The organism is Streptomyces sp. TLI_053, assembly GCF_900105395.1.
GTDB lineage: Bacteria > Actinomycetota > Actinomycetes > Streptomycetales > Streptomycetaceae > Kitasatospora.
The window spans coordinates 7,664,132-7,679,698 of the sequence record NZ_LT629775.1 but is presented as its reverse complement, the minus strand read 5'-3'; the positions used below and the strand labels follow the sequence as shown (position 1 = coordinate 7,679,698).

Sequence of the window (15,567 nt, the reverse complement as noted above, 5' to 3'; positions counted from 1 at the left end):
CCCGGCGGGCCATCGGCAGTGGTCCTGCCCGGCCCCGACACTCCCCGGAATGACGCCCTCGTGCTACACCCCGACACACCCCCCGACCGGGACCGGGCGCCTGTGCCTGGCCGCTGCGCGGTCGAGGCCGGCCGGCCGCACCCGCGGGCGGGGTCAGTGCGGGAACGGGTGGCCGTCCGGCGTCCAGGGGCGGACGAAGGGGCGGTTGAGGTGGGCGGTGCCGAGCACCGCGCCGGTGCGGCGGGCCTCGCCGAGGAGTTGCTCCCGGCTGCGGCGAGCCGTGTCGGGATCGGCCTCGAAGAGGTAGCGCACGCCGGGGGTGGCCAGTTGGACGGCGTGGACCAGCACGTCCCCGGTGACCAGCAGCCGGTCACCGCCGCCGTCGACCAGGACCGACTGGTGCCCGGGCGTGTGCCCGGGTGTCGGCAGCAGGGTGATCGCGCCCCCTCCGGGCCGGGACCGGCCGGCGAGCACCGTGCGGCCGTCGACCTCGTGCAACTGTCCGGCGCGCAGCAGTGGTTCGACGACGTAGGTGCGCGCCGTCCGGGTCGGTCCGAGCGCCGCGACCTCCGCGTGCTGCACCACGTAGCGGGCGTTCGGGAACACCGGTACACCGTCCGGGGTGACCGACCAGCCGTAGTGGTCCTCGTGGAGGTGGGTCATGACCACCGTCTCGACGTCCGCCGGGGCGATCCCGGCCCGGGCCAGGACGGCGGGCAGCCGACCGGGCACGGGTGCCCAGCCGGATGCCGGGCTGCCGACCGGGCCGATGCCGGTGTCCACCAGGGTGACCCGGCCGCCGGGGCGGCGGACGGCGTAGCAACGGAAGTCCAGCTCCCAGGTGCCGCCCGGGCCGAAGGCGGCCGGGTCGAGGCGGCGGGCGCGTTCCCAGTCCTCCGCCGTCGCCTCCGGGAAGGCCGCCTGCGCGGTGCCGGGGAAGGGGCCGTGCGCGTCGAGCAGCGCCAGCACCTCGTACCGGCCGAAGCGCCGCACCACGACGGCACCGGCCGCACCGGCCGCACCGGCCGCACCGGCGGCGGCAGAACCGGGGGAACCGGCGGGCCCGACGGGCTCGGCGGAGGCGGGCGTCGCCGCGACGAGCGGGCGCAGCACCGTCGCGCCCGCGACGGCCAGGGCGCCGCCCAGCAGGCGACGACGGCCGGGCAGGCCGGGCACGGCCTCGGTGCCGGAGCCGACTCCGGCCTCGGAACCGGGATCCTCGGGGACAGGGACGGCGGGAACGGTCCGATCGTTCAACGGGACTCCTCGGGCAGGACACGAACCGGCTGGGGGCCGAAGGACGATGCTGGGTCGGCGCCCCGACCCCCGTACGGGGCGCCGACCGGTTCCACTGTCCCGCCGTGCCCGCCGCGGCGGCTTGTCGTTTCTTGTGCAGTCCGTTCGCACCTGTGCAATCCGTCGGCGCCGGACAATCCGTTCGCGCCCGGTCGGACACCGTGCGAGCATCGCCGGATGATCGACGAGGACGAGGAACATGTGACGACCGCCGACCTGGTCGGCGCCCGGCTGACCCGGGTGACCACGGCCCGCCGGCACCGGCAGTCCGCCACCGCGTCGCAGCTGTCGCACCTGTGGCTCCACCTGGAGGACCTCGGGCCCGTACTCTTCCGTACCTCCGACAGCGGTCTGTCGTTCCGGGCGGACCCGACCGGGACCACCGACGCACCCGGCCCGACCAGGGCCGGCAACACGCCCGGCCCGACCGGGACCGCCAACACACCCGACCCGACCGGTGATCCGGCGGATCCGGCCGATCCGCCGCTGACGCGCTTCGTCGGACAGTCGATCCGGTCCGTGCACGCGATCGAGTACCGAGGCGACCAGGACGGCCGGCGCGGTCAGGACGGCCAGGACGGCCAGGACGACCGGACCGCCTTCACCGCCGGACTCGCGCTCGGCTTCGAGGGCGGACGCGTCCGGCTGCTCGGTCTGGACGGCGCTCTGCTGACCGTCGGCCCGGAGGAGCACCTGGGTGGCGTCGAGGACCGGCTGCACGAGGACACCGTGCTCGCTCGCGTGGTGCGGACCTGCAGCAGCCACCCGTCACAGTGGGACGCCTGGACCACCGGCGGCCGCTACCTGTACTTCCGGTACCGGCACGGCGAGGGCAGCGTCGAGCACTTCCCCGGCGGCCCGGACCCGGACACCTGGGACGAGGAGGGCTCCGGCCTGCTCGCCCGGTGGCAGGACGGGAGCCGTGGCGGCGCGATCGATCTGGCGGACTTCCTCGGCCCGGCCGGACTCCGGCTCGCGCCGAACTCCGAAGTGCTGGACGGCCGGTGACGGGCGGCGACAGCGGGCGGCCCCGCGAGTAGGGTGCGGGCATGGCGGTCGAACGTGCGTCCCTGTTGAGCGGGGACGACCTGTGTGTCTCCGACGTGTCGTGCCAGGACCCGCCGGACGGCTGGACGGAGTTGCGGCCGGCCCCGGTGTTCGGGTTGGTGATGCTGCGGCGGGGAATGTTCCGGGGGCGGATCGACGGGGTCGACCAGGTACTGGACCCGGCCTGCGTGTACGTCGAACGGATCGGCTGCGAGCAGCAGTTCGCGCATCCGTGCGGCGGCGACCTCTACACCGAGCTGGTGCTCTCCGAGCCGCGGACCGCCGAACTGCTGGGCGGCGATCCGGAGGTGCCGCAGGGGCTGGTGTTCACCACTCCGCGCATGGCGCTGGCGCACCGGATGCTGGTCGTCCGGGCGCGCGGCGGCGCGGACTCGTTCGAACTCGCCGAGCGCGCGGTCGCCTTGGCCGGCGAGGTGCTGACGGCACTGGCACCGGCGAGGGTGGCGAGCGGCCGGCCGGTCCGGGACGCGGCACGCCGTCGGCTGGTGGATGCCGCGCGGGCCGCGCTCGCGGCGGACCTCGGGCTCGGGCTGGAGGAGCTGGGCAGGGCGGTCGGCTGCTCGCCGCACCACCTGAGCCGGATCTTCCGGGCCGCCACCGGCGAGGGTCTCGCCAGCTACCGCAACCGGCTGCGGGTCACGCTGGCCCTGGAGCGGCTGACCGAGGGCGAGACCCGGCTCGCTCTGCTGGCACAGGAGTTGGGATTCAGCGACCAGGCGCATCTGACCCGGGTGGTGCACCGGGCGGCCGGAATGCCGCCCGGCCGGCTCCGGGCCCTGCTGGGTCCGCGCCCGGCCGGGTCCGGCGGGGCGGTCGCCACGGAGCGCGCGTAGGCTCAGCGGGTGCCCACGCCCCCGCCTTCCACCCGCACCCCCGCCGACCCCGCTTCCTCCACAGCACCCGCCGCACCCGCCGCACCGCCCGCGCCGCTGACCAGCCTGCACGACCGGGCGGCGCTCGCCGAGCGGTTCGGGCGGGACCCGGAGCTCCACCTCTTCGAACTCGGCGACCTGGACGAACCGTTCTGGTCCCACACCACCTGGTACACGGCATCGGCGGACGGCCCGGTGGCGCTGCTGTACGCGGTCGGGGACGTCCCCACCCTGCTCGGCCTCGCCCGGCCCGCGCAGGCCGACGGCCTGGCCGGCCTGCTGGACGCGATGCGCCCCGTACTGCCGCGCCGACTGCTCGCCCACCTCACCGAGGGCGGGGTGGACGCCCTCGCGCCCCACTACCGCGCCGAGCACCGTACGGCGATGCTGCGGATGGCGCTGACCGAACCCGCCGCCCTCGCACCGCACCTGGGTGGGGCACCGGACGGGCCAGGACCGGTGGTCCGGCTCGGTGCGGCGGACCTCACCGAGCTGCGCGCGCTGTTCGCCGCCGGCTACCCGGGCAACTGGTTCGACGAGCGGATGCTGACCACCGGCCCTTACGTCGGGGTCCGGGACGCCGGTGGCCGGCTGCTCGCGACGGCCGGTGTGCACGTCCACTCGGCCGCCCGACGGGTCGCGGTGATCGGTAACGTCACCACCCACCCGGAGGCCCGGGGACGGGGGCTCGCGGCGGCCTGCACCGCGCGGCTCTGCGAGGTCCTGGCGGACAGCGTCGACCACATCGGTCTGAACGTCCGGGCCGACCACCCCACCGCCCTCGCCCTCTACCGGCGCCTGGGCTTCACCACCGTGACCGGTTACGAGGAGGCTGTACTCACGGCCTGTTGACGGCCTACCGCTGGACCAGGTCCAGCCGGAACGGACCGCCCGGACTCCCCGGCCGCCAGCCCTGCTCCCGCGCTTCGTGCACCGCGAGCGCCACGCTCGCGGGTGTGGCGACGGCGGCCGGCAGACCGAGCCAGTTGCCCGGATGCGCCCCCGGGAGCCGGACGACGAGCACCGAACCCGGCGCCCCGGCCTGCTCGACGGCGACCGTCAGCGGGGACTGGCCGAGCCCCTGGCCATAGGTGGGACGACGCCTGACGGTCCACCGGTACACCACCCGGTCGACCGTGACGGTCCGGGCGCCCTTCCTCGGCAGCGTCATCGGCCCTCCCGCCCCTGTCGTCCGCCGATCTCCCTCCGTCCACTCTCGCAGATGCGGTCCGCAGACCGGCGGCCGGCCCGGGCCCTGCGGGGCCCTGCCCGGATCGCCCCGGATCCTCCTTCCCTGCCGCGCGAGGTGACTCCTGCGGCGGGCCCCCGGGTGGCCGACTGCAAGGACGACGAGCAACCGTCGACCCGCCCCGGGAACCAGATCGGGCGGGAGTCGCACGGTCGACCGGACGGTTCCTACGTCCTCTGCGCCGCGCTGTAGTTGGCGGTCAGTTCGGCCACATAGGAATCCGGGACGGTCCGGTCGCGGAAGACCTGCGGCAGCCATTCCGCCAGCACTCCGGCTGCGTCGGCGCACGGCCCGTACCTGGTGCGCCAATCGTGCCTCGCGCCCTCGTCGGGGAAGCCCCGGACGACGGCGACCTCCGGATCCCGTTCGCCCCAGCAGCCCCAACGGCCGGAGGGACCAGTCAGTGCGACGGTCCGCGCCGCGACGGTGATCGACTCCAGAGGCTCCCTGCCCGGGCCGAAACCGACCTCGGCCCAGTAGTCGTCCGGCGTGGCCCCGACGGAGAGCGACAGTGCGGGGAAGGCGAGGCCGCCCGCCTCCAGCACGAGCAGGTGGACCTGGCGGTCGCCGTGCAGCCCGGCCAGCGCGGTGAGCGCCGGCCAGGCGTCCGGGGTGAGCAACAGGTCGAAATCGCAGAACACCGCCTCGTCGGCGAGTTCGCGGAAGACCCGCGCGGGAAGTCGGCCGGTCCGGCTTCCCGTGCGGGGCGGCGGTCAAGGCGACTCGGCCGGCCCCGGTCAGCGGGTGACGGGCCAGGAGAGCGAGGCCGTCAGGGCGGCCCGGAGGGCCGGGTCGAGGACGGCGGGGGTGGGGTCGGTGGCGGTGGCGGTCAGGGTGTGGGTCCGGCCGCGCGGGCCGGGGAGCGGGACGGTGCGCAGGTCGACGGTGGTCCGGCCGCGCAGCTGCGGCAGGGTGCGGCCGTCCAGGGACCAGCTGAGGTTGGTGCCGGCCACCGGGAGGCCGACGGTGAGGCGGTCGGACCGGGTGAGCGGGGTGCCGGCCGGGGTGGGGCTGGTGAGCGGGACGGCGTGGCGGTAGAACCCAGCGATCATCGCCTCCCGTCCGGGCAGGTTGAACTCCCGGCCGAGCGAACGCATGATCGAGTTCTCGGTGGGCCGGTACAGCCCCTTGGGGTAGTAGCCGCCACCCTCGTAGCTGCCGACCACGCCCCCGTCGGGCGAGGTCCGGCCGATCCAGCGGTACCACTTGGCGCGGTCGTGGGTGAGCCGGTCGGCGGTGTACATGCTGATGTTGGGCTCGGCCGGTTCGCCCTCCTCGGCCGGGTAGGTGTCGGAGCCGTCGTAGAAGTACTCGTCGGCGAGCTTGCCGAGCGAGTGGCCGGTCTCGTGCACGGCGATCTGCCCGGCCTTCGGGTTGCCGCCCGCGACGGTGGCGATGCCGTCGTAGCCGAGCGGGGAGGCGACGTTGTAGCCGGCCCCGCCGTACTTGGCGGTGTTGGCGACGACGAGCACCAGGTCGGCCTGCGGGGCCTTGACGGCGTAGGTCTCGACGGCCTTGGTGTCGACGCACAGCAGCCGTTCGATGTCCTCGCACCAGAAGTAGGAGCCGAGCGCGGTGTTGCGGACGGTGGCGCGGTCCGGGTCGCCGGTGATGCCGGACTCGGCGGAGACGGTGGCGACGGCCCAGACGTTGAACAGGTTCCGGTAGGCGGCGTAGGGCTCGACGGCGCTGAGCTCCTGCCACTTGGCGGTGGCGTCGGCGCGGAACTTCTCCTGCTCGGCGGCGGTGTAGCCGTCGCCGATGACCACGACGTCGACCTTGGCCGCGCTGTCGCCGCTGCGCAGGATCGGGGTGACCTCGCCGTCCCCGGCGGCGGGGGCGAGGCCGGGGCGGTCGCCGGTCAGGTACGGGGAGGCGGCGGGCACGGTGGCCCGTCCGATCGAGCCGTCCTCGGCGAAGACCTCGACCCGGTGCCGGGAGCCGTCCGTGGCCGCGGCCACCGACGGGCCCTCGACGGCGGCCGGACCCCCGACGACGACCGGGCCCTCGACGGCGGCCGGCCCCGCGGGGGCGACCGGACCGGCGACCGCCGCCGGGGCGGTGCCGAGGGCGGCGAGGGCCAGGGCACCGGTCAGGACGATCGAGCCGAACCTGCGATTGCGCACGGAAGTTGCTCCTCTTCGGGCTGGCGGGCCGGGGCCGACGGACTGCGCTGCCATGCTATGCACCTGACAACCCATTGGCACAGGCCCCGCACCTCCCCGGTTCCCGTACTTCCCCGGTTCCCGTACCTCCCCGGTTCCCCCCTTCGCACCTCAGCCCACGTGGACGCGCGGCCGCAGCGTACGGTCCGGCTCCGCCTCCCGCAGCACCTCGCGGGTCACCGGCGCGACCTCGCCCTGCCCGAACAGGAAGAACCGCAGGAACTGCGCGAACGGATTGCCCTCCGTCCACTCGAAGTAGATGTGCGGCTGCTGCCCGGTGCGGTCCCGGACCGTGAGCAGCAGCGCGGCCAACGCGTTGGGGACGCTGGAGCTCTCCAGCGTGAGCACCCGGTAGCGGTCGTGCAGCACCTCGCCGTGCACGGTGAGCACCGCCTCGAACTCCGAGGGGTCCTTGACCGTCACCTCGACGAAGACCAGGTCGTCCTCGACCGGGATGTCGTTGTCCGCGCGGATCTGGCGCTTCTTCTCCTGGTACTCGACGAGGTCGCGGCTGTTCGGCTCGTTGGCGATCAGGCGCAGCGGCCGGTGGGTGTAGTCGCGCACGAAGCGCTCGGCGGCCTCGTCGAAGACGATGTCGGTGACCCGGAGTTCGAAGGCGCGCTTGAGCCGGGAGAGCAGGGAGACGATCACGATGGCCGCGATGAAGCAGGCGCCGATCTTCACGCCGTCGGGGCGTTCGGCGATGTTGAGGGCCGTGGTGTAGAGGAAGACGGCCGCGATGATCGCGAAGCCGATGGTCCAGCCGGTCTGGCGGGCGGCGCGGGCGGCGATGGTGACGGCGATCGCGGCGGAGCTGATCAGCACCAGGACACCGGTGGCGTAGGCGCCGCCCTGGGCGTCCACGCTGGCGTCGAAGAGCCAGGTGACCAGGAAGGCGATCAGGGTGAGCACGATGACCATCGGCCGGACCGCCTTCGCCCAGTGCGGCGCCATGCCGTAGCGGGGCAGGTAGCGGGGCAGCAGGTTGAGCATGCCGGCCATGGCGGAGGCTCCGGCGAACCAGAGGATCGCGATGGTGGACAGGTCGTAGACGCTGCCGAAGGTGTTGCCGAGGTACTCGTGGGCCAGGTAGGCGAGCGCGCGCCCGTTGGCCTCCCCGCCCTTCTCGAAGGCTTCCTTCGGGATCAGCAGGGTGGTGATGAAACTGGTGGTGATCAGGAACACGCTCATGATCAGCGCGGCGGTGGTGAGCAGCTTGCGGGCGCCGCGGATCCGGCCGGTGGGCTTCTCCTCGGTGTCGTCCGGGTCGCCCTCGATGTGCGGCATGACGGCGACGCCGGTCTCGAAGCCGGAGAGGCCGAGGGCGAGTTTGGGGAAGGTCACCAGGGCGACGCCGATCATGGCGACGACGTTGCCGTGCTCCGCGGTGAGCGCGTCCGCCCAGTCGCTCACCACTCCCGGGGAGCTGAGCACGTGGTAGAAGCCGTTCACGACGACGACCACGTTGAGCCCGAGGTAGATCGCGACCAGGACGACGGCCAGCCCGATCGCCTCGCTGAAGCCCTTGAGGAAGACCCCGCCGAGCAGCGCGATCATCACCAGGGTGATGAGGACCTGCTTGCCGGTCAGGGCGCTGTGCAGATGCGGGTTCTCGACCAGGTGGGCGGTGGCGTCGGCGGCCGACAGGGTGATGGTGATCATGAAGTCCGTGGCCGCGAAGCCGAGCAGCGCGAGGACGAACAGTTTGCCCTGCCAGAACGACAGCAGGCGTTCCAGCATCGCGATCGATCCCTCGCCGTGCGGGCTCTCCCGGGCCACCCGGCGGTAGACGGGCAGGGCGCCGCAGAGGGTGACGACGACGAGGACGACGGTCGCCACCGGGGAGAGCAGACCGGCCGCCAGGGCGGCGATGCCGGGCTGGTAGCCCAGGGTGGAGAAGTAGTCGAGGCCGGTCAGGCACATCACCCGCCACCAGGGGCGGGCCTGTTCGGCGGGGGCCTGGGCGTGCGGGCCGGGGTGCTGCTTGGCCCGGTCGGACAGGCCCTCCAGCAGCCAGGCGCGGAAGCGTGACCCGCGTCCGACGGAGCCGTTCGTTGCCGAGGAAGCCACCTTGCACCCCTTGTCCACGTCCGCGGAACAGGTCCCCGAGCCGCCCGGCCGACGGCAGGGCGACAGGCTATGCGACCGGGTCGCTGACCTCGGGGAACGCCTCGGTGATGTCGCCTCATCGGATCAGCGCCCGGTGCCGGGAGCGCGGACGCGCCGGAGCCCCGGAACCGGGACGGTTCCGGGGCCCCCGGGCGGCCGGGCGCCGGCCGGGGCGCTCAGCGGAAGGTGCGGAGCCGGAGGCTGTTGCCGACCACGAACACCGAGGAGAAGGCCATCGCGGCGCCGGCGATCATCGGGTTGAGGAGTCCGGCGGCGGCGAGGGGTATGGCGGCGACGTTGTAGCCGAAGGCCCAGAAGAGGTTGCCCTTGATGGTGGCGAGGGTCCTGCGGGAGAGGCGGATGGCGTCGGCGGCGGAGCGCAGGTCGCCGCGGACCAGGGTGAGGTCGCTCGCCTCGATGGCGGCGTCGGTGCCGGTGCCCATGGCGAGGCCGAGGTCGGCCTGCGCGAGGGCGGCGGCGTCGTTGACACCGTCCCCGACCATCGCGACGACCCGGCCCTCGCTCTGCAGCCGCTCGACCACCGCCACCTTGTCCTCGGGCAGTACCTCGGCGTGAACGTCCTCGGCGGGGATGCCGACCTCGGCGGCGACGGCCCGGGCGACGGCGCGGTTGTCGCCGGTGAGCAGGACCGGGCGCAGGCCGAGGGCGCGCAGTGCGGCGACGGCCTCGGCGCTGGTGGGCTTCACGGCGTCGGCGACCTCCAGCACGGCGCGGGCGGCGCCGTCCCAGCCGACCGCGACGGCGGTCCGTCCGGCGGCCTCGGCGGCCCGCTTGGCCTCCGCCAGCTCCGCCGGCAGGTGCTGCGCCCACTCGGCGAGCAGGGCCTCGCGTCCGGCGACCACCGCGTGGCCGTCCACGATTCCCTGGACGCCGAGGCCGGGGACGTTCTCGAAGTCCTGGACGGGGGGCAGGGTGCTGAGGCGTTCGGCGGCGGCGCCGGCGATCGCGGTGGCGACGGGGTGTTCGGAGGCGTGTTCCAGGGCGCCGGCCAGGCGCAGGACCTCGTCCTCGGTGGTGTCCCCGGTGGTGCGGACGGCGAGCAGGGTCATCCGGCCGGTGGTGACGGTGCCGGTCTTGTCGAGGACGACGGTGTCGACCCGGCGGGTGTTCTCCAGGACCTCGGGGCCCTTGATGAGGATGCCGAGCTGGGCGCCGCGGCCGGTGCCGACCATCAGGGCGGTCGGGGTGGCCAGGCCCAGGGCGCACGGGCAGGCGATGATCAGCACCGCCACCGCGGCGGTGAAGGCGGCCGTCCATCCCTCCCCGGTGACGAGCCAGTAGCCGAGGGTGGCGAGGGCCAGAGTGATCACGATCGGGACGAAGACGGCGGAGATCCGGTCGGCGAGCCGCTGGGCGGCGGCCTTGCCGTTCTGGGCGTCCTCGACCAGCCGGGCCATCCGGGCGAGCCGGGTGTCCGCGCCGACCCGGGCGGCCTCCACCACGAGCCGGCCGCCGGCGTTCACGGTGGCGCCGGTGACGGTGTCGCCGACGGCGACCTCGACGGGTACGGACTCGCCGGTCAGCATCGAGGCGTCGACGGCGGAGGCGCCCTCGACCACCACCCCGTCGGTGGCGATCTTCTCCCCCGGGCGGACCACGAACCGGTCGCCGACGGCCAGCAGGTCGACCGGCACCCGGACCTCGCGGCCGTCGCGCAGCACGGCGACGTCCTTGGCGCCGAGCTCCAGCAGGGCGTGCAGCGCGGCCCCGGCACGCCGCTTGGAGCGGGCCTCCAGGTAGCGGCCGGCCAGGATGAAGGCGGTGACCCCGGCGGCGGCCTCCAGGTAGATGCTGGACGAGCCGTCGCCCCGGGCGACGGTGAACTCGAAGCCGTGCCGCATGCCGGGCATGCCCGCGTGGCCGAGGAACAGCGCCCACAGGGACCAGAGGAACGCGGCGCCGGTGCCGAGCGAGACCAGGGTGTCCATGGTCGCGGCGCCGTGCTTGAGGTTGGTCCAGGCGGCCCGGTGGAACGGCCAGGCGGCGTAGGTGACGACGGGCGCGGCGAGGGTGAGCGAGAGCCACTGCCAGTTGTCGAACTGGAGGGCGGGGACCATCGCCATGGCGACGACCGGGACGGCCAGCACGACCGCGGTGATCAGCCGCTGCCGCAGCGGGGCGAGGTCGTCGGCGGGCTCTCCGGCGGGGTCGCCGCCCGGGACCGCCGGGCCTGCGGCGGGGGCGGCGGCGTCCGTCCGGGGCGGGGCGGCGGTGTAGCCGGTGGCCTCGACGGTGGCGACGAGGTCGGCCACGCTCACGTCCGGCCCGAACACGACCCTGGCCTTCTCGGTGGCGTAGTTGACGGTGGCCTCGACCCCGTCCATCCGGTTGAGCTTCTTCTCGATCCGGGCGGCGCACGAGGCGCAGGTCATGCCGCCGATCCGGAGTTCCACCTCGGTGGAGGCGGGTGCCTGGGTGGTCATCTGAGCTCCTCGTGCTCGTTGTCGATCGGATCCGGGCCCGGGGCCGATACCCCCCAGGGGTTCGGGACCCCGGACCCGCCGGGATTTCAGGACTGCCGGGCGGGAACGCGGTCGGCGTCGACCTCGGCGTCGGCGTCGGCCTCGGCCTCGGCCTCGGCAACAGGGGCATCGCCCTCGGCGGCGGCCACGACGACATCGGGGGTCTCGGCGCCGGTCGAGCAGGTGCCTTCGGTGGAGCAGCAGGACATGGGATTCCTCCGTCGGTGTCGGCGGCAGTTCCAGATACCCCCCATGGGTATCTCTGCGCGATGAGCTCATTTATACCCCTGGGGGGTATCGAAGGCAAGCACTGGTCCCGCCGCGCAGACGCGACAGGGCCCCGTACCGGAGTCGCTCCCCCGGTACGGGGCCCTGTCACCCGCGCGGTCGCGGCCGCGCGGCCGACCAGCCGGTCAGCCGGTCAGCCGGTCAGCCGAAGTAGCCCAGCGCACCCACCGCGCACAGGCCGCCGGCGCCCATGAACACCGGCATCAGCACCTTGAGCTCCACCCAGCTGCCGGCCCGGAAGCGCATCCCCTTCGGCGGGCCGATCGGGTACCAGCGCTTGCGGCCGATCGGGATCGGCCACAGCACCGGGCAGCCGGAGACGGTGAGCGCGTCACCCAGGCAGTGCACCAGCGCGCCGAGGGTGATCGGCAGGCCGATCCACAGGTACTCCTGCCCGGGCTGGTCGAACAGCCAGAGCGAGCCGTTGCCCGGCTTGTCCAGGACGTCCGTCAGCATCCAGGCGCCCGCCGCGCCGAGCAGCCAGACCAGGACGTCGCTGGAGACCCGGGCCTGGCGCCACAGCAGTCCCTCGATGGCCAGCACCATGTGCACGAAGAGCACCCCGAGCACGCCCCACCGTCCGCCGTATACGGCGACGGCCGACGCGCCCGCGCCGCACAGCGCCGCCCACACCCAGGTGTGGGTCAGCGTGCGGTGGCCGCCGGTGCGGCGGGGGTCCTTCTTGCTGCGGGTCGCCTTGTAGACGGCGTAGGAGAGATGGTCGATCACCTCGCAGAGGACCCGCGAGACCGGGCCGAACGCCCTGGATATGGTGGCCGCCTTGTGGTCGAGGTCCGGCGCCAGTGCGGCGCCCGCGCAGATCAGCGTCCCCGCCAGCAGTACCGGCCAGGGCATCGGTTCGCCCATCCCCGCCGCGATCGCTCCCGCGCCCAGCCACGCCGCCGCGCCGGACAGCGAATGTGCCGGTCCCATCATGTTGTCGGCTCCAACCCTCGTCCCGTACCGCCCGTCGCGAGGGCTTCGCGAGGGCCTGACGGGGCGGCAGCATATCCGCTCAAGATCGGAAAGGTCCGGAGCCACTCCTTCACCCGAACGGCGGAAGTAGTTCACCGCTCCGCATCACGTCGCCGAGCACCGACGGTGACGATCCCTCACCTGTCGGAGTGACGGCGCGGCCCGGGCGGGTCGCGGCGGCCGGAACCGCGAGTGGCCCAGGAAACCCGCGCCGGAGCGGCCCTTCCGAGCGGTCCGGCCCGCCCCTACGCTCGGCCGCGTGACCACTTCAGCCACCCGTGCCGACACCGGTGCCCCGACCAGCACCGTGGACTTCTACTTCGACCCGATCTGCCCGTTCGCCTGGATCACCTCCCGCTGGATCCTGGAGGTGGAGAAGCACCGGGACCTCGACCTGACGTTCCGGGTGATGAGCCTGTCCGTGCTCAACGAGGGCCGCGAGGGCCTGCCCGAACGCTACGAGCGACTGCTCAGCACCGGCTGGGGCCCGGTCCGGGTCTGCGTCGCCGCCGCCGAGCAGCACGGCGTCGGGGTGCTGCGCGACCTCTACACCGCGCTCGGCACCCGGCTCCACGTCGAGGACCGGGAGGTCGACGACGAGCTCCTCCGCGAGGCGCTGGCCGAGGCCGGCCTGCCGGAGGAGCTCGCCGGGGCCGCGCACGGCACCGAATGGGACGAGGCGCTGCGCCGCAGCCACCACGCGGGCATGGACCCGGTCGGCGAGGAGGTCGGCACTCCGACCCTCCACGTCGACGGCACGGCGTTCTTCGGACCGGTGCTGAACGCGATCCCGCGCGGGGAGGAGGCCGTCCAGGTCTTCGACGGCGTCCGGCTGCTCGCCGGGCACAAGGCGTTCTTCGAGCTCAAGCGCACCCGGACGGGGTCGCTCGACTTCGGCTGAGGATCCGCGGACGAGGGCGGGACGGGACGTCGACGGGGGCGGAGACGGGGGCGGGGACGGGACGAGCGCCCCGCCCCCGTCCCCACCCCGCCCGACCCGTCCCGCCCTACCCGTTCGGCCCAGCTCCGATCGTGGTGTCGGCCCGCAGTTCGCAGACTCGGACGCGGGGGACCGAAGAACGGGGCGGGTCCAACCGGAAGAGGCATCCTCATGAACAACGGGCTTCGCCGCACGCTCGCGGCCGCCGCAGTGGTTTCCCTCGGTCTCGCGCTGTCCTCGTGCGGCAGCGCCAAGGAGTCCTCCGGAGGCGGCTCCTCCGGCTCCGCGAGCGGTTCCGCCGGCGGCGGGAGCACGGTCGGCGCGGTCCGGATCGGGCTGCTGCTGCCCGAGACCAAGACCACCCGCTACGAGCAGTTCGACCGGCCCCTGATCGAGCAGAAGATCAAGGAGCTGGCGCCGCAGGCCCAGATCGACTACTACAACGCGAACGAGAACGCCACGACCCAGCAGACCCAGGTCGACACCGCGCTCACCAAGGGCGACAAGGTGCTGATCCTGGACGCCGTGGACGCGAAGTCGATCCAGTCCTCCGTCCAGAAGGCGCACGACGCGGGCGTCAAGGTGATCGCCTACGACCGTCTGGCGCAGGGACCGGTGGACGCCTACGTCTCCTTCGACAACAAGAAGGTCGGCCAGCTCCAGGGCGAGGCCCTGGTCGCCGCCGTCGGCGACAAGGCCGGATCCGGGTCGATCATCATGATCAACGGCTCCCCCACCGACCCCAACGCGGCCGACTTCAAGGCCGGCGCGCACAGCGCGATCGACGGCAAGCTGAAGATCGGCAAGGAGTACGACACCCCCAACTGGGACCCGAACAACGCCAACCAGGAGGCGTCCGCCGCGATCACCGCGATCGGCGGGCCCAATGTGGTCGGTGTCTACTCGGCCAACGACGGCATGGCCGCCGGTATCGCCACCGCCCTCAAGGCGGCCGGCCTCAGCGTGCCGCTCACCGGCCAGGACGCCCAGCTGGACGGCGTGCAGCGGATCCTGGTGGGCACCCAGACGATGTCGATCTACAAGCCGTTCAAGCCGGAGACCGACATCGCGGCGCAGATGGCGGTCACCTTCGCGCAGGGCAAGCCGCTGGACCCGGCGCTGGTGCCGGTCACCGTCACCAACGGCAGCGGCAACCAGGTCCCGGCCAACCTGATCACCCCGGTCGTGCTGACCAAGGACAACATCAAGACCACCGTGGTGGCCGACGGCCTCTACACCGTGGACCAGATCTGCACCCCGGACTACGCGGACGCCTGCAAGGCCGCGGGCCTCCAGTAACCGTGCCCGCCAACCCGGTCGAGGGAGTTGGTCACCGTGACGGGTGAGACCGTCCTGGCCCTGCGCGGGGTCTCCAAGCGGTTCGGCGCCGTCCAGGCGCTCACCGGCATCGAGCTGGAGGTCCGCGCCGGCGAAGTGCTCGCCCTGGTCGGCGACAACGGCGCCGGCAAGTCCACCCTGGTCAAGTCCATCGCCGGGGTGCACCAGCCGGACGAGGGCACGATCGAGTGGCAGGGCCGCCCGGTCAGCGTCCACCGGCCGCAGGACGCACAGCAGCTGGGCATCGCCACGGTGTACCAGGACCTGGCGCTCTGCGACAACCTCGATGTCGTCGGCAACCTCTTCCTCGGCCGGGAGATCCGGCGCTTCGCGATCCTCGACGAGGTCGCGATGGAGAAGCGGTCCCGCTCCCTGCTGGACACCCTCTCCATCCGCATCCCCAGCGTGCGGATCCCGGTCGCCTCGCTGTCCGGCGGTCAGCGCCAGGTGGTGGCGATCGCCCGCGCGCTGGTCGGTTCGCCGAAGGTCGTGATGCTGGACGAGCCGACCGCCGCCCTCGGCGTGGAGCAGACCGCCCAGGTGCTCGACCTGGTCGAGCGGCTCCGCGACCAGGGCCTCGGCGTCATCCTGATCAGCCACAACATGGCCGACGTGATGGCCGTCGCGGACACCGTCGCGGTGCTGCGGCTCGGCCGCAACAACGGCGTCTTCGACAAGCGCCGGACCAGCCAGGAAGAGATCATCTCGGCCATCACCGGCGCCACGGACAACGCGGTGACCCGCCGGGAGGCCCGCGGCACGGAGGGCTCCCCATGACCGAGCA

General features: G+C 73.5%; 14 protein-coding genes. 6 read left to right on the top strand and 8 right to left on the bottom strand.

The annotated features are described in order from the left end of the window. Positions 1 to 153: 153 nt before the first annotated feature. Complete coding sequence (locus BLU95_RS32150; protein WP_231977933.1) at positions 154 to 1,257, bottom strand: MBL fold metallo-hydrolase; 1,104 nt, start codon at positions 1,255 to 1,257, stop codon at positions 154 to 156. A gap of 216 nt (positions 1,258 to 1,473) precedes the next feature. Here BLU95_RS32150 and BLU95_RS44515 point away from each other — a divergent pair, with 216 nt between their 5' ends. The 3 genes from BLU95_RS44515 to BLU95_RS32135 are packed head-to-tail and all read left to right on the top strand — an operon-like array spanning position 1,474 to position 4,088. Continuing rightward, the gene (locus BLU95_RS44515; protein ID WP_231977932.1) at positions 1,474 to 2,304 is read left to right on the top strand and encodes a hypothetical protein; all 831 of its coding nucleotides are present in this window, start codon (positions 1,474 to 1,476) and stop codon (positions 2,302 to 2,304) included. A gap of 41 nt (positions 2,305 to 2,345) precedes the next feature. Then, positions 2,346 to 3,197, top strand: a complete 852-nt coding sequence (locus BLU95_RS32140) for a helix-turn-helix domain-containing protein (RefSeq protein ID WP_093863063.1) — start codon at positions 2,346 to 2,348, stop codon at positions 3,195 to 3,197. A 9-nt stretch (positions 3,198 to 3,206) separates the two neighbouring features. Beyond that, on the top strand, positions 3,207 to 4,088 hold the full coding sequence (locus tag BLU95_RS32135; protein ID WP_231977931.1) for a GNAT family N-acetyltransferase: 882 nt from the start codon (positions 3,207 to 3,209) through the stop codon (positions 4,086 to 4,088). Between the two features lie 4 nt (positions 4,089 to 4,092). Here the strand turns inward: BLU95_RS32135 and BLU95_RS32130 are convergent, their stop codons facing one another. The 7 genes from BLU95_RS32130 to BLU95_RS32105 form a co-directional block, all read right to left on the bottom strand. After that, entirely contained in the window at positions 4,093 to 4,407 is a 315-nt protein-coding gene (locus tag BLU95_RS32130) for a hypothetical protein (RefSeq protein WP_093863062.1), read from the bottom strand. A 245-nt stretch (positions 4,408 to 4,652) separates the two neighbouring features. Continuing rightward, positions 4,653 to 5,126, bottom strand: coding sequence for a hypothetical protein (locus tag BLU95_RS32125; RefSeq protein ID WP_093863061.1), 474 nt, complete (start codon positions 5,124 to 5,126; stop codon positions 4,653 to 4,655). Between the two features lie 96 nt (positions 5,127 to 5,222). Further along, positions 5,223 to 6,611: a M64 family metallopeptidase gene (locus BLU95_RS32120; protein WP_231977930.1), complete on the bottom strand. Its 1,389-nt coding sequence runs from the start codon at positions 6,609 to 6,611 to the stop codon at positions 5,223 to 5,225. A 150-nt stretch (positions 6,612 to 6,761) separates the two neighbouring features. Continuing rightward, positions 6,762 to 8,720: an APC family permease gene (locus BLU95_RS32115; RefSeq protein ID WP_093865274.1), complete on the bottom strand. Its 1,959-nt coding sequence runs from the start codon at positions 8,718 to 8,720 to the stop codon at positions 6,762 to 6,764. A gap of 215 nt (positions 8,721 to 8,935) precedes the next feature. Then, positions 8,936 to 11,203 (bottom strand): heavy metal translocating P-type ATPase, encoded by a 2,268-nt coding sequence (locus tag BLU95_RS32110; RefSeq protein ID WP_093863059.1) that lies wholly within the window; start codon positions 11,201 to 11,203, stop codon positions 8,936 to 8,938. An 86-nt stretch (positions 11,204 to 11,289) separates the two neighbouring features. Next, positions 11,290 to 11,451: a hypothetical protein gene (locus BLU95_RS42575; protein WP_159425071.1), complete on the bottom strand. Its 162-nt coding sequence runs from the start codon at positions 11,449 to 11,451 to the stop codon at positions 11,290 to 11,292. Positions 11,452 to 11,671: 220 nt separating this feature from the next. After that, the gene (locus BLU95_RS32105) at positions 11,672 to 12,466 is read right to left on the bottom strand and encodes a metal-dependent hydrolase (protein ID WP_093863058.1); all 795 of its coding nucleotides are present in this window, start codon (positions 12,464 to 12,466) and stop codon (positions 11,672 to 11,674) included. 298 nt (positions 12,467 to 12,764) lie between these two features. On the opposite strand from BLU95_RS32105, the gene BLU95_RS32100 reads away from it, so the two are divergent. The 3 genes from BLU95_RS32100 (at position 12,765) to BLU95_RS32090 (ending at position 15,560) form a co-directional block, all read left to right on the top strand. Further along, positions 12,765 to 13,406, top strand: coding sequence for a mycothiol-dependent nitroreductase Rv2466c family protein (locus BLU95_RS32100; RefSeq protein ID WP_093863057.1), 642 nt, complete (start codon positions 12,765 to 12,767; stop codon positions 13,404 to 13,406). A gap of 210 nt (positions 13,407 to 13,616) precedes the next feature. Continuing rightward, positions 13,617 to 14,744, top strand: coding sequence for a sugar ABC transporter substrate-binding protein (locus BLU95_RS32095; protein ID WP_093863056.1), 1,128 nt, complete (start codon positions 13,617 to 13,619; stop codon positions 14,742 to 14,744). 36 nt (positions 14,745 to 14,780) lie between these two features. After that, positions 14,781 to 15,560 carry an ATP-binding cassette domain-containing protein gene (locus BLU95_RS32090; protein WP_173862175.1) on the top strand — a complete coding sequence of 260 codons (780 nt, stop codon included), beginning with the start codon at positions 14,781 to 14,783 and terminating at the stop codon, positions 15,558 to 15,560. The last annotated feature ends 7 nt before the right edge of the window (positions 15,561 to 15,567 follow it).

Bases quoted from the DNA above. Each gene is read 5' to 3' on its own strand.
- BLU95_RS32095 (WP_093863056.1), top strand. From the start codon at position 13,617: ATGAACAACGGGCTTCGCCGCACGCTCGCGGCCGCCGCAGTGGTTTCC.
- BLU95_RS32130 (WP_093863062.1), bottom strand. From the start codon at position 4,407: ATGACGCTGCCGAGGAAGGGCGCCCGGACCGTCACGGTCGACCGGGTG.
- BLU95_RS42575 (WP_159425071.1), bottom strand. From the start codon at position 11,451: ATGTCCTGCTGCTCCACCGAAGGCACCTGCTCGACCGGCGCCGAGACC.
- BLU95_RS32110 (WP_093863059.1), bottom strand. From the start codon at position 11,203: ATGACCACCCAGGCACCCGCCTCCACCGAGGTGGAACTCCGGATCGGC.
- BLU95_RS32105 (WP_093863058.1), bottom strand. From the start codon at position 12,466: ATGATGGGACCGGCACATTCGCTGTCCGGCGCGGCGGCGTGGCTGGGC.
- BLU95_RS44515 (WP_231977932.1), top strand. From the start codon at position 1,474: ATGATCGACGAGGACGAGGAACATGTGACGACCGCCGACCTGGTCGGC.
- BLU95_RS32140 (WP_093863063.1), top strand. From the start codon at position 2,346: ATGGCGGTCGAACGTGCGTCCCTGTTGAGCGGGGACGACCTGTGTGTC.